Below are 26,227 nucleotides of genomic sequence, written 5' to 3' on the forward strand. Positions count from 1 at the left end.
ATAAAAGAAATAGTGAAAATATAAAGTGAGCGTGTGGGAGGCGCGGGGGAATGATTACAATACTGATCGTAGATGATGAAAAACTGGAGAGAAGGGGAATCCGTTTTCTGCTGAAAAGAGAGGGAGACTTCCAGATTTTAGAAGCGGCGAATGGAAAGGATGCACTTGGTATACTGGCTTCGAATCATGTAGATATTTTATTTTCGGATGTAAAGATGCCTTACATGAACGGACTGGAACTGACAAAAGCAGCAAGAGAAGATCATCCGGAGATGGAAATCGTGATTTTCAGCGGATATAATGATTTTTCCTACGCGAGAGAGGCTCTGCGATATGGTGTCGTGGATTATGTCCTAAAGCCGGTCGATCCGAACGAATTTCATAAGACCTTTCAACGAGTGATGGAAAATATCTCATCTAAGGAAGAGAAGCAAAAGCAGCAGAACAGAAAAGAAGATTATCTGAAGAAATACTTCTTCCTGAGATATCTATATTCGGGAAAAGAAGAGGATTTTGTTCAACTTGAGAAATTAACGGATGAAACAGAAGACGATGTTTCACAGTTTTCGCGCATGGTTCTTGTCAGTGCATCCAATGGTTTTTTTGAGACGGAGGAGGAACATTTTCTGACAAGTCTGAAGGAAGAGGTGCAGAGAGAATTTTATTATGTGAATCTGAATTCAAATGAGTCCATCTTTCTGTTCCCGGAGAAGTATACAGACTATCATGTGGTTGTAGAGAAAATGTATCGGTTCTTTGCGCATCAGTTTGACAGTGAATGTTATTTTGCGGTCAGTAAAGAAATTGAGGATAGAAAGAATCTGGCAGAGGAGTTTAAAGCCCTGGAAGGAATGCTGGAAGAGCAGTTCTACCAGCCACATCAGCATTTATTTTTTCACGGAGAAAAGCAGGAAGAGAAGAAAGCAGACCCGGCAGAAGATTCTGAAATCATGGAACAGATCACGAATGATATTCAATATAAAGATCTGCCCCATCTCCGTCAGGATTTTCAGAAATTGGAAGATAAATACCGTGCCAATAAGCAGTTTTCAGATATGTATGTAAAGTTTGTATTTTCCGGAATTTTAAAAGAATTGCTTGATCAGATGGATGAAATGGATGAGAAAATGCTTTCGAAGAGAGTGGATCGGTTATATCGTTGCAAAAACCTGAAGGATGTGATCACTATAGTAGATGAAGCACTTCAGGAATATGAACACTGTATACAGGAACAGGAAGACGGATTCCGTTCAGAGATTACGAAAGTAAAAAGTTACATTTATCATCACTACCAGGAGAGGAATCTTGGAGCAGAGACGCTTTCAGCAATGGTATTTCTTTCTCCCGGATATTTGAGTGCTGTGTTCAAAGAAGAAACGGGAGTGACACTGAACCGCTTTATCCGTGAAGTGCGGATGGAAAAAGCGAAAGAACTTCTTGAGACAACGAATATGAAGATCTCCGGAATTGCAAAAGAAGTAGGATTTTCCAATAACTCATACTTCTGCAGAAGCTTCCGGGAATTTTTCGGAGACACACCGGAAGCATGCAGGAAAGGAACAGAGGCGGATGAAAAAACAAATACGGAAGCTGCTCCATCGATTTGAAAATCTGAAATTCCGTAAGAAACTGTCAGTTTTGATGTTGATTGCAGGATTGGTGCCGGTTGTATTCCTGGCTTTTTCTATGCAATATGGCATGACGAATCAGCTGAGAGAAAAGGAACAGTATAACCTGGAAAAAATACTGGAGCAGTCGGTGAACTCAATTGAGAACCAGTCACAGATTTATGAAAATCTGGTCGATTATTTATCCTATTCACAAAGTCTCAGGAATATTTTCGATACGGAAATGGAATCAGATTATGAGAAATATTTGAAATATGTGAAAGTAGCAGATCCGTTGCTTCAGATGCCGACCATCTATCACAAAGAGATTCGGAGTATTACGCTGTATTCTGACAATATAGAAGTGCCACATGGAGATACACTTCTTCCAATGTCAGAAGCGGAGAATCAACAGTGGTATTCCAGACTGAATGAAGGAACGCTGATGCAGTGGAGCATTACTCGTGGGGGAAATAAATCAATCATTGCCAGTCGAAAATTCTACGATAATGATACGATCAAAGCAGTATTGGAGATGCGTCTGGATTATGAAAAAGTTCTTAGTCCATTCATGAGTCAGATTACAGATAATACAGGTGGCATGATTATGGACGATAATGGAAATGTTGTTTATGCGGATTGTTCTATGGATAAAAAATATCGTCCAAAGAATATTGAGAATCTTAAGGATATCAGTGATAAGTATTATATTTCACAGAGAACAATGAAAGATACCGGATGGAATTTCTATATCTATCGTCCGAAGGCGGTAAGTGAAAATGCAATCCATAAGCTTTTGCTTAAAAATATTCCGTTAATTTTAATCAGTGTTCTCCTTTTGAGTCTTTTAGGGTATGTTTTCTCCATCCGTATGGTGTCACAGTTGGAATTATTGACAGAGAATATGAACCAGATCAATATGGGACTTCGCAAGGTTACGGTGCAGAGTAAGTCCAAGGATGAGGTTGGTGTGTTGATTCGGTCATTCCAGCGCATGATGGATCAGATGAACCATTTGATCTCAGAAGTATATGAGAGTAAGATCCAGCTTCAGAATAGTGAGATGAGAGCGCTACAGGCACAGATCAATCCACATTTCCTTTACAATTCACTTTCTATTATCAACTGGAAAGCAATTGAAGCGGGGGAGGATGAAATCAGTTATGTGACATTGGCACTGTCTACTTATTATAGAACAAGCCTGAATCGTGGTGAAACAATGACTACAGTGGCAAAAGAAATTGATAATATCCGTGCATACCTCAAGATCCAGTTGGTTATGCATGATAACGAGTTCCGTGTGGTCGAACAGATTTCAGACGGTCTTAATGATTATATGATACCGAAGCTGATCCTGCAGCCGCTGGCAGAAAATGCAATCGATCACGGAATCGATGTGTCAGATAATGAGGATCCAACATTGTGGCTGACGATTCGTGAAGAAAATGAGCATATTTTCTTTGAAATCAGGGACAACGGAGCAGGAATGACGCAGGAAAAGGCAGATCAGATCCTGACCTATCAGTCGTCCGGTTATGGCGTGCGAAATGTCTGTGACAGAATCCATGTTCTTTACGGAGAGAAAGGTGAGATGAAGATAGAAAGCACTCCTGGAAAAGGAACGCGTGTCTTTATCCGGATTCCGAAGAAGACGGAGGCAAAGGTGCTATGAAAAACGATAGGAAAAAGCGAATTCTTTCAGCCCAGCTTGTATTAATTTTGTTGATGATACTTTGGTGCGGAACTTGTTTTGAATCAAAAGAAAGTCAAAGACAGATGGAACAGTCAGATGCATCTCAAAGTGAGTCTGGTGCAGGCGAAGCAGCTGAAGGGAAAAGAAAACAGATGTATGAAGCAATGCATACGCCGCTTGGAAAATATCCTGAGACAGTCACGTATACACTTGGCAAGATTGCAGGAGCAAATAATTCGAATCTCCCGGTGGGAAATACGTACGAAAACAATGCGTATACGAGATATCTGAAGAAAGTGCTTAATATTAAAAATGCAGATGTCTTTGAATTGCAGGATGGCAATACGTATGAAGAGGCAGTCAATGTAGCGATTGAAGATCGAGATATTCCGGATGTGCTTGTCGTGAAGGGAAGAGATAACCTGCTCCGCCTGATTGAAGCAGGTATGATTGAAGACCTCACAGAAACTTATGAAGAGTGTACGACAGATACAATCAAAGAAATGTATGACAGTTATGGAGATTCTCTCTTACAATCTGCAACAGTTGATGGAAAGTTGTATGCATTTCCGAATACGGTGATCGATGACGGAGCTCCACTTCTCTGGTTGAGGAAAGACTGGATTGAGAAGTTGGGATTGAAGGAACCGGAAACGGTAGAAGAAGCGTTGGAGATAGTGCGTGCATTTGTAGAACAAGATGCAGCAGGAGACGGTCAGACGATTGGTCTTGCCTGTAGTACAGATGTGATTGCCGGGGCGGACCAGACTTATGGAGTGGATTCAGCGTTTATACATGCAGGTGCAATGCCATGTCACTGGATTCTGGATGAAAGTGGAGATGTAGTTTATGGGTCAGTAACGCAGGAAACAAAAGAAGCACTTTCAAAGCTTCGTAATCTATATGAGGATGGGATACTCGACCAGAGATTCTTGTTGAGAAAGACGGAAAACATAGATAATCTGTTAAAAACCGGACATTGCGGAGCAATCTACGGACGTTGGTGGGCTCCGAATAATCCGCTTAGTGCGGCATATAGTGTCGATTCAAATGCAGAGTGGAAACCGTATCTTTTAGACAAAGAACAAGTGAATGAGACACAGAAGATATCAGTTTTTGAATCGTATGATCAGTGGATGTATGTGGTGGTACGCAAAGGATATGAGCATCCGGAAATTGTAGCAAAGTATGTGAGTGCTATTTTTGATCAGTCCAGATATGCAAATGATGCTTCAGCAAGAGAGGTGAATGACTATTTTTCCATTAATGTAGATCCGACGGCCCGTCCGCTGAATATTAATGTGGATTATGAGGATGCACTTTATCGGACAACGGAACATATTCAGGCAGCGTTGGATAAAACGCTTGATGTGTCGGAATTGAGTGGACTAGAAAAATCTTATTATGATACATGTAAATCATTTTTGAATGGACAGTTGACAACGGCAAATGGCTGGGCAGCTTATGCATCAAGAATTGAGGCAGTGGGGGAACTGCAGAAAGCGGGAATACGAAGTGCACAGACACTGCCTTTGGAAAACGTAAATGCCGAAATCCCGCAGGAATTACAAGAACTGGAGAATGAAGCGTTTCTTCAGATTATCAGTGGGGAGAAACCAGTGGATTACTTTGATACTTTTGTGGTAGAATGGTATGCGAACGGCGGAAAAGAGCTGACCGAACAGGTACAGAATGCCTATGAAAGTGGAAAGGACTAAAAAGAATGGATATTAATCAGAGACTGACAGAAGAACTGGATGTAAAACGCTGGCAGATCGATGCGGCAGTACAGCTGATCGATGAAGGCAATACGATTCCATTTATTTCAAGATATAGGAAAGAAGCAACCGGAGAACTGAATGACGAACAATTGAGAAAGCTATATGAGCGTCTGGTGTATTTAAGAAATCTGGAAGAGAAGAAAGAACAGGTAATCTCAAGTATCGAGGAGCAGGGAAAACTGACAGAAGAATTAAAGAAACAGATTCTGGCAGCGGAAACACTTGTGGCAGTAGAAGACCTGTATCGTCCGTATCGTCCGAAACGACGTACCCGTGCGACAATCGCGAAGGAAAAGGGACTTGAGCCATTAGCTGCACTGATCACATTGCAGAAGACAAAAGAGCCGCTTGAGAAGGCAGCGGAAGCGTATATTTCCGAAGAAAAAGGTGTGGAAAGTGCAAAGGATGCAATCAGCGGAGCGTGTGATATTATTGCAGAAAGCATTTCAGATGAGGCAGCTTACAGAACCTGGATCCGAGAGACGACAATGAGAAAAGGAAAGGTTACTTCTCAGGCGAAGGATCCGGAGGCAGAGTCTGTTTATGAGATGTATTATGAGTTTGAAGAAGCCGTTGCGAAGCTTGCAGGACATCGAATTCTTGCATTGAACCGTGGTGAGAAAGAGAAATTCCTGACAGTGAAGGTGGAAGCACCGGAAGAAGATATTTTAAGATATCTTGAGAGAAAAGTGATCCGTACAGAGAATCCTTATACAACACCGGTATTGAAAGAGACAATTGCAGACAGTTACAACCGTCTGATCGGACCGGCTATTGAGCGTGAGGTCAGAAACGAACTGACAGAGAAGGCAGAAGACGGGGCAATCGAAGTGTTTGGAAAGAACCTTCATCAGCTCCTGATGCAGCCGCCGATTGCAGGCAAGGTTGTGCTTGGCTGGGATCCGGCTTTCCGTACGGGATGCAAGCTGGCAGTTGTTGATGAGACAGGAAAGGTAATCGGAACAACCGTTATTTATCCGACTGCACCGACAACAGAGAAGAAGATCCAGGCAAGTAAAGATCTGCTTAAGAAGATTATTCCGAAGTATCACGTTTCTCTGATCTCTCTTGGAAATGGTACTGCTTCCCGTGAATCAGAACAGTTTATCGTAGAGCTTCTGAAAGAGATTCCGGAGAAGGTACAGTATGTGATCGTTAATGAGGCGGGAGCATCTGTCTATTCTGCAAGTAAGCTGGCAACAGAAGAATTCCCGAAATTTGATGTGGGACAGAGAAGCGCGGCATCAATCGCACGCCGTCTGCAGGATCCGCTTGCAGAGCTTGTAAAGATTGATCCGAAATCCATCGGTGTCGGCCAGTATCAGCATGATATGAACCAGAAGAAGCTTGGGGAGTCTTTAAACGGAGTTGTAGAGGATTGCGTAAATAAAGTTGGAGTAGATTTAAATACTGCTTCTGCACCGTTACTTTCTTACATCTCAGGAATCAGCAGTGCAATCGCAAAAAATATTGTGGCTTACAGAGAAGAAAACGGTCGTTTTACAGACAGAAAAGAATTGCTTAAAGTACCGAAACTCGGACCGAAAGCGTTCGAGCAGTGCGCAGGTTTTATGCGTATTTCCGAAGGTAAGAATCCACTTGATGCTACAGGTGTTCATCCGGAATCTTATGCTGCAGCAGAAAAGCTGTTGAAGAAGCAAGGGTACGAAGCAGATGCTATCACAGCACATCAGCTGACAGGACTTGGTCTTACAATCGGAGATTATAAGAAGCTTGCAGAAGAGCTTGGAATCGGTGAGATTACGCTTCGTGATATTGTCAAGGAGCTTGAGAAACCGGCGCGTGATCCGCGTGATGAGATGCCAAAGCCAATCCTTCGCACAGATGTCCTTGAGATGAAAGATCTGAAGGAAGGTATGGTGCTGAAGGGGACTGTAAGAAATGTGATCGACTTTGGAGTATTTGTGGATATCGGAGTTCATCAGGACGGACTTGTACACATTTCCCAGATTACAGACAGATATATCAAACATCCGCTGGAAGCAGTCAGTGTTGGAGATATTGTGGATGTGAAGGTGATGAGTGTGGATCTGAAGAAAAAGAGGATTCAGCTGACGATGAGAGGGATTTAAGGTTAAGTAAGTATTTTGGTTTGATTAAGATGCGTGAGGAAGTTTCTTTATTGCATCGGACACCGGCCCGCTACCTCACTTACATTATTCAAACCGAAAGTATTTGCTTCGAGGAGACGGATTCGAAAAAAATATAAAAAGAGGATAGTCATTTTAATAACAATTATTATTAAAGTGACTGTCCTCTTTCAAGTTCTTAATATAACTATCGAATTTTCTGTGTTGCTCCGTAAAGTTTTGGTCCTACGATTGCTGCGATGATGATTTTAGCTGCATCTCCCGGAAGGTATGGAATAACACCCATCATAAGACCTTCTTTGAAGGAGAGGCTTAACAGTTTGGCAAGCCATACAGTTCCGAATGCATAACATACAGCCATTCCGATGATCATTCCGATGATCGTAGGAACGAGCTTACGGTCAAAGTGATCGAGTGCAAATCCCATGATCAGTGCGAGGAAGATGAATCCGATCAGATATCCACCGGTTGGTCCTGCGAGAACTTGGAAACCTCCGCGGAAAGAGGAGAAGACCGGGACACCAACTGCTCCGAGTAGGAGGTAGATGATAAAGCTGATTGTTCCAGATTTCATTCCGAGAACGAAGATTGCAAGGAAGATTGCAAAGTTTGTAAGGGAAATCGGAACAGGGCTGAATGGCAGCGGGATGGAAAGTGGTCCGAGGACGCAGGTTACTGCAGTCATCAGGGCGATGAGTACCATCTGTTTTGTTCTTATTTTCTGGTTGTCTACGGCAACTGTGCCGGAAGTTTCATTCTGTGACATTTCAATTTACTCCTTTAGATCTTAATACTTATCGCTGTTTCAAGCGAGCTTTAACATCGTTGTCTGAAATATGGCAACGATTGAGTCCTTCGTTAGTATAATTCATGAAAAGTTAATTGTCAACTACAAAATACAAAAAGGTTAACAATTAAAAACTTATTAATTTTATTAATTTTGCAGACATGTGATAGGCAAAATGGAAAGAATAAGGTAGAATAGATAAAGTCAGGAAAATTGCCAGAAGAGAAAGGAATTGCATGTTTGGATATGTAACGGTCTGTGAACCGGAATTAAAAGTAAAAGATCTGAAGAAATACAGGGCATATTATTGTGGACTTTGCCGGACATTGAAAGAAGATTATGGATTTATGGGGCAGATGACATTGACGTATGATATGACATTTGCAGTTATTCTGTTATCTTCTTTATATGAGACAATTGCGAAACATGAGGAACACCGCTGTAAGGTTCATCCAGTGAAGCGGCAACATATGTTGCGGAATGAAATTACATCTTATGCGGCGGCGATGAATGTGCTGCTTGCATATTATCATATGGAAGATGACTGGCAGGATGATCACAAGATCTCAAGTCTGATGACAAAGAGCATGATTCAGGGGAAAGCAAAGAAAATTATAGAGAAATATCCGCGGCAGAGCAAGGTGATTCAGCAGTCTTTGAGGGAACTTGGAGAATGTGAGCGTGAGAATAGTATGGATATTGACCGGGCAGCAGGATGTTTTGGCAGATTAATGGCGGAGCTTTTTGTCTGGAAGGAGGATATCTGGGAGAAGACGCTCAGAAAGATGGGATTCTATCTCGGAAAATTCATTTATCTGATGGATGCCTATGAGGATCTGCCGGAAGATAGAAAGAAGAATCGCTACAATCCATTGAAAGAACTGGCAAAGCGGCCGGATTATGAGGTGCAGATGGAACAGATTCTTCGGATGATGATAGCGGAGAGCACAGTCCGTTTTGAACAACTGCCATGTCTGGTTGACGTGGACATTTTGAGAAATATACTGTATGATGGAGTCTGGAATCATTACAATAAGATTCAGATGAAGAAAAGAGAGGAAAAGAATGATGACAAAAAATCCATATGATGTGCTTGGTGTGTCACCGAATGCGTCGGATGATGAGATAAAGAGAGTGTATCGGGATCTGACAAGAAAATATCACCCGGATGCAAATGTGAATAATCCGTTAGCAGATCTTGCAGAAGAGAAGTTTAAGGAAGTACAGGAAGCGTATGATATTATCATGAGAGAGCGTGCGAACGGAGGAAATTCGTACGGGAATAATTATGGATATGGTTCCTCTGAAAGTTATTCTTATGGAAATCAGAACAGCTCTTATGGCTATGGAACGATGGATCCTAAACTGCAGGCAGCTGCGAATTATATTAACAGCAGACGTTACAGAGAGGCAATCAATACACTGGATCAGGTTCAGCAGAGAAGTGCGATGTGGTATTATCTGAGCGGCTGTGCGAATGCAGGAATCGGAAATCAGATTCTGGCGAGGGATCACGCGGCACAGGCAGTAAATATGGAACCAAACAATCTGCAGTTTCGTCAGCTGTTGAATCAGTTGGATTTCAATAGCAGAAGGTATCAGAACAGTCCGTATGGTGGCGGCTATGCACCGGGAGGACAGAATTCCTGTGGTACAGGAAATATGTGTTGCGACTTATGGCTTGCGGACACATTGTGTGAATGTATGGGAGGCGATCTCTGCTCATGCATGTAAAAGCAAAACAAATGGCATTTGGAGGTTTGATCCTTGCGGTGACTGTCGTGTGTATGGCACTTGGAAGCGTGATCGAGACGAATACATTGTTTTTGTTGGCAGCAGCGGCATTTTTTGTAGGGATTGTTATTCGTGAGTTCGGCCTTCGTACAGGGGCAGCCTTTTATCTGGCAGCAATTTTATTAGGATTCCTGGTTACGCCGAACAAATTTTATGTAATAACATTTGCTGCGATGGGATTCTATATTCTTGGAATTGAAGCGGTCTGGATATTTCTTGCGAAAAGACCACAGATGGGACATAGGATGGGGATTTACTGGCTTGTGAAATATGTGATCTTTAATCTGGTGTATCTTCCGTGTCTTTTCGGATTCCGTTCGATGCTGTTTCAGAAAGCAGTGTCAGATCAGTTGCTTTTGGTAGCTGTAATGGTTGGGCAGATAGCAATATTGGTTTATGATAAAGCTTATCAGTATGTTCAGGGAACCCTATGGGAAAAATGGAGAAAACGTATTCTATAAAGAATGTATGAGAAAATCTTGTCGAGAAGACAGGATTTTTCTTTATATAAAAGGAATGAGCCACATCTCTGTGACTCAAGGGGGAAAAAGTTTATGAAAAAGTGTTCTTTTTAAGAACACTTATAGTATAGAGGTATTTTGTGAAAAAAGTGTGATGAACTTTTGAACCGAAAATGAACATTATTGAAAAAATTTATTAAGAACAAGACAAACCTAGTAGGAAAAAAGGAATATCAATATATTAGTCGAAAGTGCTACAAGTGATATCGATTACGGTGCAAAATGATATTAAATATCAATAAAAGGGGTTGCATTTTTAGTAAGAGCGCGCTATAGTAGTAAGAGTAAAAGGAATTTAATCTTCGGGGTAGGGTGCAAGTCCCAACCGGCGGTATAGTCCGCGACCCGCATATGATGCGGCTGAACTGGTGACTCGTCTGTGATGGCATTACAGAATGGGAATTCCGGTACCGACAGTAAAGTCTGGATGAGAGAAGAAGTTCATGCCCGCAGGATCAGAAAAAGAGATATTCGAATATGATATCTGGTTGCCTGAGAATCTTGCGAGAATGCCATTAAGAGCAGAAAACATGAATCCCGGAAGGTAATTACCTTCCGGTTTTTTTCTTGTGAAGATTACCTTTTTCAAAAAGAAAAAATGCTGTTTAGGATAAAGACAGCGGATAGAAAAAGGAGAGTAACACTATGAGTACAGAGACAAAGACACTAACAAACGCAGATGCGAAGATTCAGCCGAAGCTGGGGGTAAAGGCATTAGTTCAGATCGGAATGCTTTCAGCAATCGCAATTATTCTGATGATGTTCGAGATTCCACTTCCGTTTGCACCGACATTTTATAAGATTGATTTAAGTGAAGTTCCGGTTCTGGTAGGATGCTTTGCAATGGGACCTATGGCAGGTGTTCTGGTAGAGCTTGTTAAGATCTTATTAAACTTTGTTATGACAGGAACATCAACAGCAGGTGTTGGAGAAATTGCAAACTTTATTATCGGATGTTCTTTCTGTGTACCGGCAGGTCTGATCTATAGAAAAAACAGAACAAGAAAAAGCGCTCTGATCGGAATGGCAACAGGAACGCTTCTGATGATCGTGATCGGATGCTTCGTGAATGGATTCGTACTTCTTCCGACTTATGCAAAAGCATTCGGAATGCCGATTGATGCACTGGTTGGTATGGGAACAGCAGTTAACTCACATATCACAAGCCTTTCTACATTTGTTATGTTTGCGGTAGCACCGTTCAACCTTGTGAAGGGAATTGTTGTATCACTTGTTGTATTTCTGATCTACAAGAAGATCAGCCCGATCTTCAGAATCAGATAATAGACGAAGAGAAAACCTACAAATAAAAGAATATAAGTAGCCCTGGAACAGATTGGTTTTAAATCTTGTTCCAGGGTATTTTTTGTTTGGATTTATTTATCCAGACCAGTAGAATGTATAACATACAAAACAGATAGGAATTGCATAGAAAAGAAAAGTGTGCTATGATGTGAAAAACAAATGACAAAAAAATAGTTTCACACAAAGAAAGGACCGGGAAGATATGACCAGAGAAGAAGCATGGAACTTATTAACAGAATACAATAAAGATGCATTTCATTTGGAACACGCGCAGATCGTTGAGAATACCATGCGTTATTTCGCGAGAGAACTGGGCTATGGCGAGGAAGAAGAATTCTGGGGAATCGTCGGACTTCTGCATGATCTTGATTTCGAGCAATTTCCAGAAGAACATTGTATAAAATCACAGGAAATTATGAGAGAGCGCGGGATTGACGAGAAGATCGTTCGCGCAACAGCAAGTCACGGATATGCGATTACCGTAGATATAAAACCAGAGCATGAGATGGAGAAGGTACTTTATGCAGTAGATGAGCTGACCGGGTTGATCGGAGCGGTTGTATTGATGCGCCCGTCCAAAAGCGTTCAGGATCTGCAGTTAAAGTCAGTGAAGAAAAAGTATAAGAGCAAGGGATTTGCCGCCGGCTGTTCCAGAGAAGTGATCGAAAGAGGGGCAGAGATGCTTGGATGGACACTGGATGAACTGATCCAGAGGACAATTGATGCATTGAAAACATTTCAGGAATAACGAATATTGAGGATTATGCGATGGTGTAGAAGAGGGAAGCTGCAAGTGAAAGCAGCTTCCCTCTCTAACAATTCTCCTTATACCAAGTCCCCCATTCTTTCATGGCATCCAAAATAGGGCGCATAGTTTCACCAAGATCACTTAAAGCATATTCTACATGAGGAGGGACTTCGGGAAATACGGTTCGGGTGATGAGTCCATCCTCTTCCATGGATCTTAAGGAATCAGTTAATACTTTCTGGCTGATTCCATCAAGATTTTTTTTCAATTCATTGAATCTCCAGGGTCTTGTAAGAAGATTTCTTAAAATCAGTAATTTCCATTTACTTCCGATTAATCCAACAGTAATAGCTACAGGACATTCCGGTAATTCTTCTTTTGTTAACATATGATCGCCTCCTAATATAACATCCTTTTTTATTGTTATATTTAATTTTAATGTAACAGACAAAAAGAAGCAATAGGTTATAAAAAAGTGCGTACTTTTGTCAGTTAAGAACTCTTGATATTATAATCTTGCAACAAAGATAACAACAAACAAAAATATCAGGAGGTAACAAAATGTCATTATCAAATCTTTTTGGATGGAAAAAGAAAGCAGAAACAGAAACTAGTGCAGCATGCGGAACAGCGTGTGGAGCAGCAGACAAGCCAGAAGAAAAACCAGCAGCATGCGGAACAGCATGTGGAGCAGCAGACAAGCTAGAAGAGAAACCGGCAGCATGCGGAACAGCATGTGGAGCATCTGACAAGTAAAATTAGTTAAGGAAGGAGTTGGATAGGATGAGTCAGTATTTTTCTTTTCAGTGGCATATTACAGATGAGTGTGACCAGCGTTGCAAACATTGCTATATATTTTCAGGTGAAGGTTGTAAGGAATTAAAGTCCATGACCTGGAAGCAGATGACAGAGATAGTAGCAAGCTGTGAGGATTTCTGCAAAGTATATGGCAGAGTGCCATATTTTTATATTACTGGCGGAGATCCTATCCTTCATCCGGATTTCTGGAAACTGATGGTGTTGTTAAAATCAAAAAATATACCATTTACGTTGATGGGAAATCCATTTCATCTAGATGATGAAGTCTGTCGTATGCTTAAAGTGTGCGGTTGTGACAAATATCAGATGTCCTTTGATGGAATGAGAGAAACTCATGACTGGTTCAGAAAGCCGGGAAGTTTTGATCTGACGATTGAGAAAATCGGATGTTTGAACAGAGCAGGAATAAAAAGTGTAATTATGAGCACGGTATCCAAAACAAATATGGATGAGATACCGGATATTATTGATGAAGTTGTAAAAGCGAAAGTAAAGGTTTTTGCATTTTCCCGTTATGTGCCTATAGGCGGTGAAGTTGACACAAGCATGACACCGGAAGAATACAGAAAACTTCTGGAAGTCTGTGATGCAAAGTATAAGGCATATGAAAAGGCAGGATGCGAGACCTATTTTAATAAAAAGGATCATTTGTGGACGCTGTATGAATATGAAACCGGACAGTTTAAGCTTCCTGAGAGTACAGAGGCAGGAATGATCTATGGTGGTTGTAACTGTGGAAATTGTCATATTACCATATCTTCCAATGGAGATATTATGGCATGTAGAAGGGTGACAGACAGTAAAGTGGCCAATATTTTTGAAGACCGACTGGCAGACGTCTGGATCTGTCAGATGGAAAAATACAGAGATTACGATAAATTTGTAAAATGCAGCAAATGTGAACTAAAGGCATGGTGTCGTGGATGTCCTGCCGTTGCCAATGGAACAAGCGGTGACTTTTATGGGGCAGATCCACAGTGCTGGAAGACAAGAAATGAGATTACCGGGGAGAGATTGGAGGAGCAATAAATGGATTTACAAACATGTCTGAAAAAAATGGAACTGGTGGGAGTGCTTGCATTTGCAACAGTAGACAGTGAAGGAGCACCACAGATACGGAATATCAGTGCGATTCATTATGAGCCGGATGCACTCTATTTTTTCATCGCCAGAGGTAAAAATTTTTGCAAAGAATTAATGGAAGATGGAAGGGTTCAGATTCTTGCTTATACAAAATACAAAGAAATGATTCGTTTGTCAGGAAAGGCTTACGCAGTAGCAGAGAATGAACAGAAAAAATGGATGGATCTCATTTTTGAAGAACAGCCGTACCTTGCGAATGTATATCCGGGAGATACACGAGAAATCGGAATTATTTTCTGTATTGATCAGGCGGAAGTGGAGTATTTTAATCTTGGCGTAAATCCAATTTTCCGGGAGACATATATTCTGGGGAATGTTAATATAAAAGAAAAAGGATATTACATAACGGAATCCTGCATTGGCTGTGGCACATGTAGGAAACATTGTCCACAGAAATGTATTGAGAAGGGAACAACTTTTGTCATCCGGCAGGAGCACTGTCTTCATTGTGGAAATTGTTATGAAAAATGTCCGGTGAAAGCGGTGATCAGGAAATGAATCAGAATGACAGAAGAAGATATTTAATCGAAGAATTATTGGAAGAGCGACCAGAATATGAGAACATGCAGATTCCATCAGATGCAGACGAGCAGAAAATGTTACTCAGATCGCTTATGAATATAAGAATGCCGAAGGAAATTGATCCTGCATTTTTGCAGATTCAGGATGCGTACCTTTCAGAAGAAAATGAGAAGAAGGGGATTGTCACATTGGCAGATATCAGGGAGGTGCAGCCTGATCTGTATATCTGGAAGGGTGATATTACAAGACTTAGAGTGGGAGCAATCGTAAATGCGGCTAACAGCGGTATGACAGGATGCTATCATCCTTGTCATAACTGTATTGATAATTGCATACATACTTATGCAGGAATTCAGCTTCGAAACTATTGCAATGATATGATGATAAAGCAGGGACAGGAAGAACCGACAGGGCAGGCCAAGATCACGCCAGCGTTTAATCTGCCGTGTGAACATGTGATTCATACAGTTGGACCGATTGTACAGGGACGGCTGACAAAGGAACATGAGCGTTTACTGATATCCTGCTATGAATCATGTCTTAGGATTGCTGATGAGAATGAGGCGACTAGTATTGCTTTTTGTTGTATTTCGACAGGTGTGTTTATGTTTCCAAATAAAAGAGCTGCCGAGCTTGCGGTACAGACGGTAAAAGAATATAAGGAAAGAACAAAATCAAAGATAAAGGTGATATTTAATGTTTTTAAAGAGGAAGATGAACGACTCTACAGGCAGTTACTCGGATAAGATATTACAGATAAAAGAAAAAATCAGACAGGCAGATACAGTTATAGTTGGGGCAGGAGCTGGGCTTTCTACAGCGGCAGGGTTTGTATATACCGGAGATAGATTTACATACTATTTTTCAGATTTTGAGAAAAAGTATGGGTTTTCAGATATGTATTCAGGTGGATTCTATCCCTATTCGACTTTAGAGGAACACTGGGCATATTGGAGCAGGTATATCTATATCAATCGATATATGGATGCGCCAAAACCGGTATATCAGAACCTGTATGAGCTAGTAAAAGAAAAAGATTATTTTATTCTGACGACAAATGTGGATCATTGTTTCCAGAAGGCTGGTTTTGATAAAAACAGAATCTTTTATACACAGGGAGATTATGGGGTGTTTCAATGTAGCGAACCTTGCCATAAGGAAACTTATGACAATGAAGAAACAATTAAAAAAATGATGCTGAGTCAGGGATTTCAGATGAAAGATGGCGAACTGCAAAAACCGGAAGATGGAGAAGTTAAGCGTATGGTTCCGTCTGGTCAGATTCCATATTGTCCACGTTGCGGTAAGCCGATGAGTATGAATCTCAGAGCGGATCAGACATTTGTTGAAGATGAAGGATGGCATCAGGCAGCAGAAAGATATGAGAGATTTATACAGGAACATAAAAAGCAGAAAATGGTGTTCCTGGAGCTTGGTGTAGGATATAATACTCCTGGTATTATAAAATATCCGTTTTGGCAGATGACAAACAAATTTCAACATGCATTTTATGTGTGTTTGAACCAGAGTGAAGCATATGCACCTGCAGAAATAACGAGAAAGTCTGTTTGTATGAATGAAGATATTGGAGAGATTCTGAAAGAACTGTAGACTTGTGATAAAGAGCGGTTGTGAACGGAGTGAACAGTGACAAAAGAGGGTATGATAAAATGATAATACAAACAGGAATGAGAACAGATATACCTGCATTTTATTCGAAATGGTTTTTGAATCGGATAAAAGATGGATATGTATGCGTGAGGAATCCCTATAATCCAAAACAGGTGACGAAATACAGCCTTTCACCAGAAGTTGTGGATCTGATCGCATTCTGCACGAAGAACCCTCTTCCAATGCTGCCGTTTCTTGATAAGTTAAAACCGTATGGTCAATACTGGTTTGTAACAATTACGCCTTACGGACGAGATGTTGAGCCAAATGTTCCGGATAAAGAAACTGTGATGGAAGGTTTAAAAAAATTGTCGGATGTCGTGGGCGTAGACAGTATTGGATGGAGATATGATCCGATTTTTATAGATAAAAAACATTCTGTGGAGTGGCATATATCTGAATTTGAAAAAATGGCTGAAAATCTTGCCGGATACACAAAGACATGTGTAATCAGCTTTATAGATATTTATAAAAAGGTGGAACGCAATTTTCCAGAAGCAAAATCAGTACGGGCAGAAGACCGGGCTATGATAGGAAAAGCATTTGTAAAAATAGCATCAAAGTATGGAATGGTTCTGAGGCCTTGTGCAGAAGGAGAAGAGCTTGCCCAATATGGTGCAGATTGCTCCGGGTGTATGACTGTTCATACATTTGAGACAGCTCTCCATAGCAGACTGGAAGTTCCAAAGAGAAAGAAAAATCAGAGAAATGGGGAATGTGCGTGCCTTTTGGGGACAGATATAGGTGCCTATGATACTTGCGGACATTTGTGTAAATACTGTTATGCGAATGTAAATCCTGTTTTGGTCAAAGAAAATATGAGAAAGCATAATCCTGCATCTCCTTTTCTAATTGGTGGACATATGCCGGGTGATATTGTTCGTGAGGCAAAGCAGGAAAGCTGGATTGACAGACAGATTCGATTGGAGTTTTAGAATAAAATTGCATAATAACGGTAATAGAGAAAAGATAATTAGAACATAACAATTGATTTTCAAGTAGCACAACTATATTAGAAAAATGACCGAAAGGAGAACGTCAGAACGGAAAAAGAGTTCTGATGTTCTCCCTTGATTTTATTTAGAAATCTGTAGAGTTTCAGCAGATATTTAATGTAAGTTTTTGTGTGTCTAATCCTTTTCCGGAAACTTTTACAGTGACAGTACCTGGTTCATATCCAGCCCGGATAACGGCTAAGGATTTTCCGTAGAATGTCTTGAAAGTATCACTGCAGAAGCTTTTTTCAATATTCGGTCTTGCAGAGCCATAGCCCTGAAGGGTTGCAGGACCGGAGATTTCTATCTTCAGATTCTGGTCGACAGAAGATTTTGTGATTCCGTTTTCCCCGATAAGATCGATATTAAGGAAGCAGAGATCCTGACCATTTGCGCAGAGACTGGTTGCCTCAGGAGTAAGCTTTATCAAAGTTTTTCCAGTGGCAGAGATCAGTGAGGTGCGGCCTGTTTCTTTTCCGGAGGAGTCATAAGTAACGGCTTCAATTTTTCCGGCTTCATATGGGATTTTTTTGAATTTTGCAATATCTTTTTTTGTTTTCTTTTTACCGGCACTTTTTCCATTGACAAACAGTTCTACTTTGGCTGCATCGGAGTAGACTGTTACAGATGCCTTTTTACCTTCACAGCCTTCCCAGGACCAGCTTTCTACCGCATCTGTGATACGCCACATAGAAAGAGACTGGAAGTAGTCTGCACGTGTATAAGGATCAACGCCAATTGTTGGAGTTTTCTGTAATCCCCAGATGATTTTACTCCATCCGACTTCCGGGCGTTTCTTTCCACAGATATCAATGATACCGGCACCACCGGAAATAATGAGACCTGGATCAGCAGGTTGCTTTGTTTTCTTATCTTTATACTGGATGGTACCGATTCCTGACTCGCCAAGATAATCATATCCAGTCCACATAAAGTCGCCGGTCATAGTGGAAATGGATTTTACAAGCTGCCAGTTATCGTAAAGAGTCTGTGGAAGGGTTTCGGAACCGGTTGTTGCCTGTTCAGGATGATTTTTTGCATCAATTTTATAGCGGCTGGACGCGTAATTATATCCGGGAATATCAAAAATATCGGACATGATTTCAGCAATGGCAGTCGCCTTTTTGGTTTTGGCAGCTTTATTGATGAGTCCGCCCATTTTGTTCATCATGATATTGAAAAATTCAGAGGTTGGAGCATCATCCATTCCTCCGGTACCACTGTTTTTGACGTTGCCGTCTTCGTCTGTGCCATAAATACTTTTTTTACTTTTAGCCATTGTTGCGAGCATCAGGTTGATCCCGGCTGTGACAGGGCGTGTGTGATCCTGTGTATGGCAGAATTCAGTCATGATACGGGCTTGTTCCTGTCCGGTTGCAAGGCCAAGTTCTGTAATCTCGTTTCCAATAGAGTACATCACAACAGAAGGATGGTTATAGTCTTTTGAAATCATGGCAGCAATGTCATCTTTCCACCATTTGGAAAACTTTTCACCGGCGTAATCGTAAGGATTTTTTTTGATCAGCCACATATCAAAAGCTTCGTCAATAACGTACATACCAAGTTTATCACATGCATCCAACATTGCCTTTGAAATAGGGTTGTGTGAAGAACGGATGGCATTAAATCCGGCTTCTTTTAAAATGCGTACTCGCCGAAATTCGGCATCATGGAAGCCACAGGCGCCGAGTACTCCATTATCATGATGGATGCAGGCACCCCGGAAAAGGACGGGATTGTTGTTTACAAGGAATCCATCTTTTCCCCAGGAAAGGGTACGGATTCCGAAAGAGCTTTTTGCAGTATCAATGACAGTTCCGCCTTGCAGAAGAGTAGCCTGACAGGTATATAAATAAGGATCTTCGGAAGACCAGAGGTGTGCATCTGGGATGGTAATTGTGACATCTGTGCCTTCGGCAGATGCAATTTTGCCACTGTCACTGAAAATTTCCAGTACAATTTTTTCATTAGGCTGCATAACCGCATCAGCAAAAATGTGGATTGTATTAAGATCAACAATCTGCACTTTCAACCCTTCTGGGCGAATATAAGAACTTTCGGAACGGTAAAGGTGCACTTCGCGGTAGATACCGGATCCGGAGTACCATCGGCTGTTCGGGACATCTGCGTTGTCTGCAACGACTTTCAGTTCATTTGTTCCGGCAATGACTTTTCCAGTGATGTCAACAAAAAAGTTTGTGTATCCGTAAGGACGTTCGGCAACCTGTCTACCGTTTAAGAATACGATTGCGTTTTGATAGACAGCCTCAAATTCTAAGATCAGAGTCTGTCTGGTTTCATCTTCCGAAAGATTGAAAATTTTAGTGTAAATATATTTGCCACCGGCGAAATAGGCGCTTGCACTTGCAGTTTTATTCTCTTTTGAGCGCTCTTCACGGATCATGGCGTCATCTGGAAGATTGACATGAAGTATTTCGGTGGAGCCGTCTTTCTGCACGGTCCAGTCACGGTTGAAATCTGTTTTTTGCATAAGTTTTCCTCCCCTTTTACTATTGAACAGAACAATTCGGTTATACTAGTGAGTGGTAAAAAAATTTTGACACCCATATCATTTCATATTATTATAAATAATATGAAATGGAGTATAAATGGCATATATGAGGGGATTGAATCCTATATGTATCAGATTCAATTATTAAGAGCTATTCGTGCTAAACAGGAATGATAACTATAAAAAGACGAAAACTGATTTTTATCAGAAAGAGGAATAAACGATGTATTTTCAATCTACGCGTCTTATGATGCATCAGGATTTAATTAAAGAAATGAAGGCGTATGAAAAAGGTTTTGGAGAAAATCATTTTACAGAAGACAGTCTTTCTTTTATTTTAGATTCCTATTATCCGGAAAAAGAAGAAGGAAGAGAGGTGCTTACATTTATAGGACCGAAGGATGTAGGATATTTTTGCATGGACAAGAAGGAATCGGACAAAATTCTTGAAGGAAAAAGTATGCACAGACATAATTTCTATGAGTTGATGTATGTTGCGGATGGAAGGTTATATCAGAATATTGAGAATACCATACATCTTTATCCGAAAGGAAGTTGCTGTCTGATGAATATGAATATTCGCCATCTGGAGGAATTCGATGAGTATTGCAGAGTGATTTTCCTGGAGTTTACACAAGAATATATTTTGAATTTACTACAATTTCCAAGTGTTTTTACCAGGAAACTCACACCGGAATATGAAATGGTAAGGAAGTTCTTTTTACATGAACTGGATAAAGAAGAGGCATCACAACGGGCTTATATCGATTTTATTCCGATGAAAGAGACAAAAGTAGTGCATGATTGTTTTGACAAAATTGCACTAGGCCTGCAGGAGAGAACGCCAAAATCAAATTTTCAGATTGCAGGAGCAATGATTGAAATGTTATCTGCATTGTTTGATAAAGAAGCCTATACGAATACGCCGGTTGCTTTTGGAAATACATCTGAAAGGGAACTGTTTGATCAGATAAGCAGTTACATTCGAGAAAAAGATGGACAGGTACGTAGAAAGGATTTGGAGAAAAAGTTCAGTTATTCAGGGGATTATCTTTATAAAACGGTTGAAAAATATACAGGGTTGTCTCTGTATGAATATAGTACGAAATTTACAATGGAAAAGGCGGGGGAACTTCTTTTGGATTCTGACCTTACAGTGGCGGAAATTATGGAACGGATTGGATTTAGCAATAGGACACAATTTTACAGACTTTTTCAAAAAAATTATGGAATGACTCCGAGAGAATATAGAAAATCGCAGTTTCACTAAATGGAAAGCAAGAACAGCAAATGTATTTGCACGTGTCGAACCTGAAGTAAAAGAACAGGCAGAGTGTATTCAGCAGATGAAGTTGAAGCAGAAATGAAACGGGAATAGTATACGTAGTGCGAATTATGTATGGTGGACGTAATGTTCATAAACAGTTAAGTCAAACAGAAGACGTATAAAAGCACTTCTTAGGAGTTAATCTGAGAAGTGCTTTTTGTGTGCGCCTTGCGGCGCACGTTTCTAATGGGTGAAAGTCCCTAATCCACCCTAGTAGTGGGAAGGATATAGCCAAGACCAAGGGTGTCCTATTCATAGAGTTGCTATGATTAACGTGAGGGGAATCTGAAGGAAGGTGGAGGCAAATCTCTGGTCTGACGAACAGAAATCACATCAGGCTACAGTTAAGGATAAGGTTGCACAACAAACTAAAGTCCAATAACTACTCGGAATTAACAGTAGTAAATGTGGCAGATATATGGAGAGAAAGAAACGTGTGGTACCAAGGGAGGTCTCGTCAGCGGATGAAAACAGAGTATGAAATCCGTCAGTAACAACGAATGGAGAGAAGTCAGCAGAAGCCATAGTAAACCAGTGGTTGCAAACACTGGCGAAGGGCTGAACTTTAGGAGACACAAGCAATGAATGTAACTGAAAGTAGATTTAAGAACAGACAACTTCATATGGAAGACTATCTGCAAATGGTATCTGCGGAACAGAAAGAGTATGCAGAAGTGTTCGACTACTCTAAGATTGCTGAAAAGAGCGGTGTCATCACAGACTATTGGACGAACAATCTTTTGGATTTGATTTTGCGAAAAGGCAATCTAAACAATGCCTATAAACAAGTCAAGAAAAACAAAGGAAAAGGTGGAATCGATGGTATGCAGGTGGATGAACTTCTGCCCTTCCTTAGAGAAAACCAAGATTCCTTAATCCAAGAGATAAGGGAAGGAAAGTATAAGCCTAACCCAGTTCGAAGGGTAGAAATACCCAAGGAAACAAAAGGCGAATTTCGAAAGTTAGGAGTTCCTACTGTTGTTGATAGAGTTATTCAACAGGCAATAGCACAGGAATTATCGCCAATCTATGAGGAGCAATTCTCAGAAAATAGTTTCGGTTTCAGACCAAAGCGAGGAGCACACGATGCTCTCAGACAATGCCAAAAGAACGTAAATGATGGCTACGTATATGTGGTAGATATGGACTTGGAAAAGTTCTTCGACACAGTATGCCAGAATAAGCTGATAGAAGTATTGTCAAGAACCATCAAAGATGGCAGAGTTATATCCTTAATACACAAATATCTGAATGCGGGAGTAATCGCAAAAGGAATGTTTGAACGTACAGAGGTTGGAATGCCACAAGGCGGTCCGCTTAGCCCATTGCTTAGTAATGTAATGCTAAATGAGTTGGATAAGGAACTGGAGAATAGAGGACATAGATTTGTCCGATACGCAGACGATTGTATGATTTTCTGCAAGAGCAGAAAAAGCGCAGAAAGAACCTTGAAGAACATCATTCCATTTATTGAAAAGAAACTATTTCTTAAAGTAAATCGGAAGAAAACAGAGGTGGCTCATATCAGCACAGTCAAATACCTCGGATATAGCTTTTATAGACATAAAGGTAAATGCGGATTTAGAGTACACCCGAAGTCAGTAGCAAAGATGAAGAATAGAATCAGAGAACTTACTGACAGGAACAAAGGGATAAGCAATGAAGTGCGAGAAAAGAAGTATCAAGAGTATGTGCGAGGATGGGTAGAATATTTTAGATTTGCAGACATGAAGAAACTTCTCCAGAAAACGGACGAATGGGCAAGACGCAGAATCAGAGCGGTCTATTGGAAACAGTGGAAGAAAATCAAAACAAAGTGCCGAATGCTGAAAGCACTAGGATTAGAGGATTGGAAAGCCAAGGAATTAGCCAACAGTAGAAAAGGCTATTGGAGAATGGCGAAAGTCTTGAACCAAATCTTTTCGAATAAAATAATAGCCAAGTTAGGATATACATCCATGCTTGACTATTATCTAGTAGTCTACGAAAACTAAAGAACCGCCGTGTACCGAACGGTACGCACGGTGGTGTGAGAGGTCGGCTAATCAACTAATGGTTAGCCTCCTACTCGATGGATATTTATCTTCGTACCTTCATCGCACTAAGTGCAGCACCGATCGCACCGGCGTAACGGGCATCCGGGCAGGAAAAAACATCTTTTCCAAGTTCTTTTGATAAAGCCTCACGGATGTAATCACATTCACACAGACCTCCGGTCAGGCAGAATGTGAACATTTCACCATTCATCCGGCTGACCTGGGCGGCAACTTTACGAATGGTGGAATTTACTACTGCATAAGCAATATTTTCTTTTGGCTCGCCTTTACCGATCAGTCCGATGACCTCAGATTCTGCGAATACAGTACACATAGAGCTGATCGTTGTGTCAGAACCCAGGCGTGCCAGATCAAACATTTCATTTGGGCGAAGGGAAAGTGTGTTGGCCATCACTTCAAGAAAACGTCCGGTTCCGGCGGCACATTTATCATTCATGATAAAATCTTTTACGAATCCCTGTTCAATCTGGATGATCTTCGTATCCTGGCCACCGATGTCAATTACGGTCAGGTCAGGATGCTGAAATAAATGTACGGCACCAAGTGCATGACAGGTGATCTCTGTAACAGTCTTATCGGCATAAGGAACAGAGATACGTCCGTAACCGGTTGCTACACAGTGGGAAGATTCATTAGAAAGATTGATTCCGGCAAACTCCAGTTTTTGACGGATTTCCTCGGCTGTATCTACGCTGCTCCATCCGGTTGGCTGAACGAATTCCAGGATAAGTTCTTTCTTTTCGTTCAAAACAACTGTCTTCGCACAGGTTGAACCGATGTCAATTCCAATATAGTTCATAATAAAAGCTCCTTTATAAAAACAGTCGGCTCTCACACGAGAACAGCCGATTGTTCAGAGCCAACCTCCAAAATGCTACGCATTTCGTCGGTGTGGCGTATCCGCCAAATAAAATTTCAAAAACATTCTTAAAAATGCAAGCATTTTATAGCTGTTTTTTGAAATTTTGCTTGGCTCTGAACAGTTACCAGATTATAACATTTCGATAAAGGCTGCAATACGTGTATTCAGCTGTCCGACATCAGTCTGGGAATAATCTGTCTCAACATTCATGTATGGAATTCCTTTTTCCTCGTTTACAAAGCGGCGGATGGAAAGAGTCTCTACGTTATATGTGTGGCATGCCTGAAGAGTCATCTCAAGGACTCCGTCTACCTTATACTCATCAATCAATCTTCCGAGAAGTTCCAGACGGTTCGGGTTTGGAGTCATAACAGAACATCCGATTGAGAGGTAACGCTCTGCGATTGCCTGGTAAATGTCTTCAGCATCTTCGTCAATGAGGCGGTCGATGGATTTTGCACCGGAGCAGTTTTCAAATGTAACAACGATTCCACCGTTATTCTCAACAGCGTCGATAATCTTCTCTGTTGCACCGCCGATCGGACATCCTGTGATCAGGATTCTAGGTTTCTTATCTTCACGTTTTCCTTCCGCATATTCTTTCTCGATCTTGGCTGTCAGTGCGTCAACTTCGTCGGCGATCAGAGTGCGGTCAAGCTTAAAACCGCTTCCATACAGAACGCGGAAAAGATCATGACCTTTGATCGGTGCAGGATCATGTCTCATAACTCCGTAAAGATTCTTCAAGGATGTGCGGACTTCATTTTCAAGCTTAACTGCTTCACGAACCTGTTCCTCCGTGATCGTTACCTCGAATTTTTTTTCGAGATATTCTTTGAAGCGGAGAATCTCAGCCTTCCAAAGGTCGAGTACTTCAGCTTTCTGGGATTGTGGCAGTTCCATGATGAAGACCTCTTTGAATTCGCCCATGTATTCGTACATTTTCTTCTTACCGTCACATGTTGTCTCTCCGACAACAACGTCTGAGAAGTAGAAGAAAGGGCATTTGTCTGTCTTTGCAAATCCATAACTTGATTTGATCAGTGGGCATAAGTTACGTGGAAGATCTTTTTCTGCTGCTGGGATCGTCTCATCAGATGTAGAGCAGAGGCTGACTGTTGCTGCGCCCATTGCCATGGCAATCTCCTTTGGAAAATAAGTACAGTAGGATCCAATCACAGGGATTCCTTTGTCTTTCAACTGTTTTACAGCGAGAAATGATTTCTGACGCTGTTCTGCGAATTCTTCGAATACTTCCGGTAAATCTTTAATAATTTCCATAATCGTTCTCCTTATTGTTGGTTTTGTGGATGGCTGTTGTAGAGAGCTTATTTTATTAAACGTATGCTTTCCAAAAAAACAAACGATGGGAATAATACACTCATAACCAAAGTCTTTATAGATAAATTTTATCGTTTTTGAATGAAGTTTTCCAATAGATAATGTGTATATGAAATGAATATATATAGATGAAACCTATAAGTGAAAAAGGAGAAGAAACTACAGTCGGAAATACGGGTTATAATTTACATATATCATTAAGTGCCAAATGTTATTACAAACCCTACTCTTTGTTTAAGCGGAAAAATATGATACAATAGGGAAAGTAATGTGATAATAACATGCGGAAAGGATCTGGATTATATGAATCAGTTTATGAATCAGGTTGCACTTCAGACCTTTAGCAGTTTTGATACCGGGAATAAGCCATCCGAAGAACAGGAACCGGAGAGATTCTACCACGGATTTGTTCTTGGACTGATCGTGGATTTAGCCGAAAAATATAGAATTACATCGAACAGAGAAAGCGGATTTGCATTTCGTGGAAAAAAGGTTTTGATAGGAACAGAAGAATAAAGGTAAAATAAAGGGATGAAGATTTTAGGGGATTCATCCTTTTGTTATAGTAACAAAAAGATTTTAAAAAGTTTTCTTTCCACTGGCTTTCCTTGTATTTACCAGTGAAATCGGA

Annotated in this window: 22 protein-coding genes, 1 pseudogene and 1 riboswitch; of the genes and pseudogenes, 18 read left to right on the plus strand and 5 right to left on the minus strand. The window is 40.9% G+C overall.

What is annotated here, in order from left to right:
• Positions 1-50 precede the first annotated feature (50 nt).
• The 4 genes from ACZ47Z_RS04145 to ACZ47Z_RS04160 are packed head-to-tail and all read left to right on the plus strand — an operon-like array spanning position 51 to position 7,174.
• Positions 51-1,607: a response regulator transcription factor gene (locus tag ACZ47Z_RS04145; protein WP_055166651.1), complete on the plus strand. Its 1,557-nt coding sequence runs from the start codon at positions 51-53 to the stop codon at positions 1,605-1,607.
• A complete protein-coding gene (locus ACZ47Z_RS04150; RefSeq protein ID WP_081016903.1) occupies positions 1,570-3,279 on the plus strand; it encodes a cache domain-containing sensor histidine kinase in 1,710 nt (569 codons plus the stop codon). The genes ACZ47Z_RS04145 and ACZ47Z_RS04150 overlap by 38 nt, the downstream gene beginning before the upstream one ends.
• The gene (locus ACZ47Z_RS04155) at positions 3,276-5,018 is read left to right on the plus strand and encodes an extracellular solute-binding protein (protein ID WP_055166652.1); all 1,743 of its coding nucleotides are present in this window, start codon (positions 3,276-3,278) and stop codon (positions 5,016-5,018) included. The genes ACZ47Z_RS04150 and ACZ47Z_RS04155 overlap by 4 nt, the downstream gene beginning before the upstream one ends.
• A gap of 5 nt (positions 5,019-5,023) precedes the next feature.
• Entirely contained in the window at positions 5,024-7,174 is a 2,151-nt protein-coding gene (locus ACZ47Z_RS04160) for a Tex family protein (protein ID WP_227159575.1), read from the plus strand.
• A gap of 205 nt (positions 7,175-7,379) precedes the next feature.
• Here the strand turns inward: ACZ47Z_RS04160 and ACZ47Z_RS04165 are convergent, their stop codons facing one another.
• Positions 7,380-7,958 carry a biotin transporter BioY gene (locus ACZ47Z_RS04165; RefSeq protein ID WP_054753732.1) on the minus strand — a complete coding sequence of 193 codons (579 nt, stop codon included), beginning with the start codon at positions 7,956-7,958 and terminating at the stop codon, positions 7,380-7,382.
• A 257-nt stretch (positions 7,959-8,215) separates the two neighbouring features.
• Between ACZ47Z_RS04165 and ACZ47Z_RS04170 the strand changes: the two genes are divergently transcribed.
• The 5 genes from ACZ47Z_RS04170 (at position 8,216) to ACZ47Z_RS04190 (ending at position 12,347) form a co-directional block, all read left to right on the plus strand.
• A complete protein-coding gene (locus ACZ47Z_RS04170) occupies positions 8,216-9,067 on the plus strand; it encodes a DUF5685 family protein (RefSeq protein WP_464525901.1) in 852 nt (283 codons plus the stop codon).
• The gene (locus ACZ47Z_RS04175) at positions 9,048-9,713 is read left to right on the plus strand and encodes a J domain-containing protein (RefSeq protein WP_054753811.1); all 666 of its coding nucleotides are present in this window, start codon (positions 9,048-9,050) and stop codon (positions 9,711-9,713) included. Before ACZ47Z_RS04170 ends, ACZ47Z_RS04175 begins: the two co-directional genes overlap by 20 nt.
• Positions 9,704-10,234 carry a hypothetical protein gene (locus tag ACZ47Z_RS04180; protein ID WP_441910042.1) on the plus strand — a complete coding sequence of 177 codons (531 nt, stop codon included), beginning with the start codon at positions 9,704-9,706 and terminating at the stop codon, positions 10,232-10,234. Before ACZ47Z_RS04175 ends, ACZ47Z_RS04180 begins: the two co-directional genes overlap by 10 nt.
• Before the next feature lie 354 nt (positions 10,235-10,588).
• Positions 10,589-10,737, plus strand: a riboswitch (FMN riboswitch).
• 202 nt (positions 10,738-10,939) lie between these two features.
• Complete coding sequence (locus ACZ47Z_RS04185) at positions 10,940-11,578, plus strand: ECF transporter S component (protein WP_020436912.1); 639 nt, start codon at positions 10,940-10,942, stop codon at positions 11,576-11,578.
• A 223-nt stretch (positions 11,579-11,801) separates the two neighbouring features.
• Positions 11,802-12,347 carry a hypothetical protein gene (locus ACZ47Z_RS04190; protein ID WP_055158004.1) on the plus strand — a complete coding sequence of 182 codons (546 nt, stop codon included), beginning with the start codon at positions 11,802-11,804 and terminating at the stop codon, positions 12,345-12,347.
• Between the two features lie 64 nt (positions 12,348-12,411).
• Here the strand turns inward: ACZ47Z_RS04190 and ACZ47Z_RS04195 are convergent, their stop codons facing one another.
• Positions 12,412-12,735 (minus strand): winged helix-turn-helix transcriptional regulator, encoded by a 324-nt coding sequence (locus ACZ47Z_RS04195; RefSeq protein ID WP_055157986.1) that lies wholly within the window; start codon positions 12,733-12,735, stop codon positions 12,412-12,414.
• Between the two features lie 173 nt (positions 12,736-12,908).
• Here ACZ47Z_RS04195 and acgA point away from each other — a divergent pair, with 173 nt between their 5' ends.
• From acgA to ACZ47Z_RS04225, 6 genes are read left to right on the plus strand one after another with little or no spacing between them, the layout of a single operon-like run.
• The gene (gene acgA, locus ACZ47Z_RS04200; RefSeq protein WP_054753741.1) at positions 12,909-13,103 is read left to right on the plus strand and encodes an ACGX-repeat peptide; all 195 of its coding nucleotides are present in this window, start codon (positions 12,909-12,911) and stop codon (positions 13,101-13,103) included.
• A 27-nt stretch (positions 13,104-13,130) separates the two neighbouring features.
• A complete protein-coding gene (gene acgM / locus ACZ47Z_RS04205) occupies positions 13,131-14,195 on the plus strand; it encodes a radical SAM/SPASM domain protein, ACGX system (protein WP_412941779.1) in 1,065 nt (354 codons plus the stop codon).
• A complete protein-coding gene (locus ACZ47Z_RS04210; RefSeq protein WP_054753757.1) occupies positions 14,196-14,807 on the plus strand; it encodes a 4Fe-4S binding protein in 612 nt (203 codons plus the stop codon). It begins immediately after the preceding gene.
• The gene (locus ACZ47Z_RS04215; RefSeq protein WP_054753760.1) at positions 14,804-15,577 is read left to right on the plus strand and encodes a protein-ADP-ribose hydrolase; all 774 of its coding nucleotides are present in this window, start codon (positions 14,804-14,806) and stop codon (positions 15,575-15,577) included. Before ACZ47Z_RS04210 ends, ACZ47Z_RS04215 begins: the two co-directional genes overlap by 4 nt.
• Positions 15,528-16,442: an SIR2 family NAD-dependent protein deacylase gene (locus ACZ47Z_RS04220; protein ID WP_227176927.1), complete on the plus strand. Its 915-nt coding sequence runs from the start codon at positions 15,528-15,530 to the stop codon at positions 16,440-16,442. The genes ACZ47Z_RS04215 and ACZ47Z_RS04220 overlap by 50 nt, the downstream gene beginning before the upstream one ends.
• Positions 16,443-16,501: 59 nt before the next feature.
• Positions 16,502-17,437, plus strand: a complete 936-nt coding sequence (locus ACZ47Z_RS04225; protein WP_020436943.1) for a DUF1848 domain-containing protein — start codon at positions 16,502-16,504, stop codon at positions 17,435-17,437.
• Positions 17,438-17,600: 163 nt separating this feature from the next.
• On the opposite strand, the gene ACZ47Z_RS04230 is transcribed toward ACZ47Z_RS04225, so the two are convergent.
• Positions 17,601-19,988, minus strand: coding sequence for a glycoside hydrolase family 2 TIM barrel-domain containing protein (locus tag ACZ47Z_RS04230; RefSeq protein WP_055157974.1), 2,388 nt, complete (start codon positions 19,986-19,988; stop codon positions 17,601-17,603).
• Positions 19,989-20,232: 244 nt separating this feature from the next.
• Here ACZ47Z_RS04230 and ACZ47Z_RS04235 point away from each other — a divergent pair, with 244 nt between their 5' ends.
• Entirely contained in the window at positions 20,233-21,279 is a 1,047-nt protein-coding gene (locus ACZ47Z_RS04235; protein WP_054753773.1) for a helix-turn-helix domain-containing protein, read from the plus strand.
• A 638-nt stretch (positions 21,280-21,917) separates the two neighbouring features.
• A complete protein-coding gene (gene ltrA / locus ACZ47Z_RS04240; RefSeq protein WP_054753775.1) occupies positions 21,918-23,330 on the plus strand; it encodes a group II intron reverse transcriptase/maturase in 1,413 nt (470 codons plus the stop codon).
• Between the two features lie 85 nt (positions 23,331-23,415).
• Here the strand turns inward: ltrA and ACZ47Z_RS04245 are convergent, their stop codons facing one another.
• Both ACZ47Z_RS04245 and ACZ47Z_RS04250 read right to left on the minus strand, forming a co-directional pair.
• A complete protein-coding gene (locus ACZ47Z_RS04245) occupies positions 23,416-24,192 on the minus strand; it encodes an acyl-CoA dehydratase activase (RefSeq protein ID WP_054753777.1) in 777 nt (258 codons plus the stop codon).
• A gap of 192 nt (positions 24,193-24,384) precedes the next feature.
• Entirely contained in the window at positions 24,385-25,536 is a 1,152-nt protein-coding gene (locus ACZ47Z_RS04250) for a double-cubane-cluster-containing anaerobic reductase (RefSeq protein WP_441170669.1), read from the minus strand.
• 351 nt (positions 25,537-25,887) lie between these two features.
• Here ACZ47Z_RS04250 and ACZ47Z_RS04255 point away from each other — a divergent pair.
• Positions 25,888-26,070: pseudogene (locus ACZ47Z_RS04255) on the plus strand (AAA family ATPase); the annotation flags it as partial.
• Between the last annotated feature and the right edge of the window lie 157 nt (positions 26,071-26,227).

Source organism: Mediterraneibacter faecis, assembly GCF_055383675.1.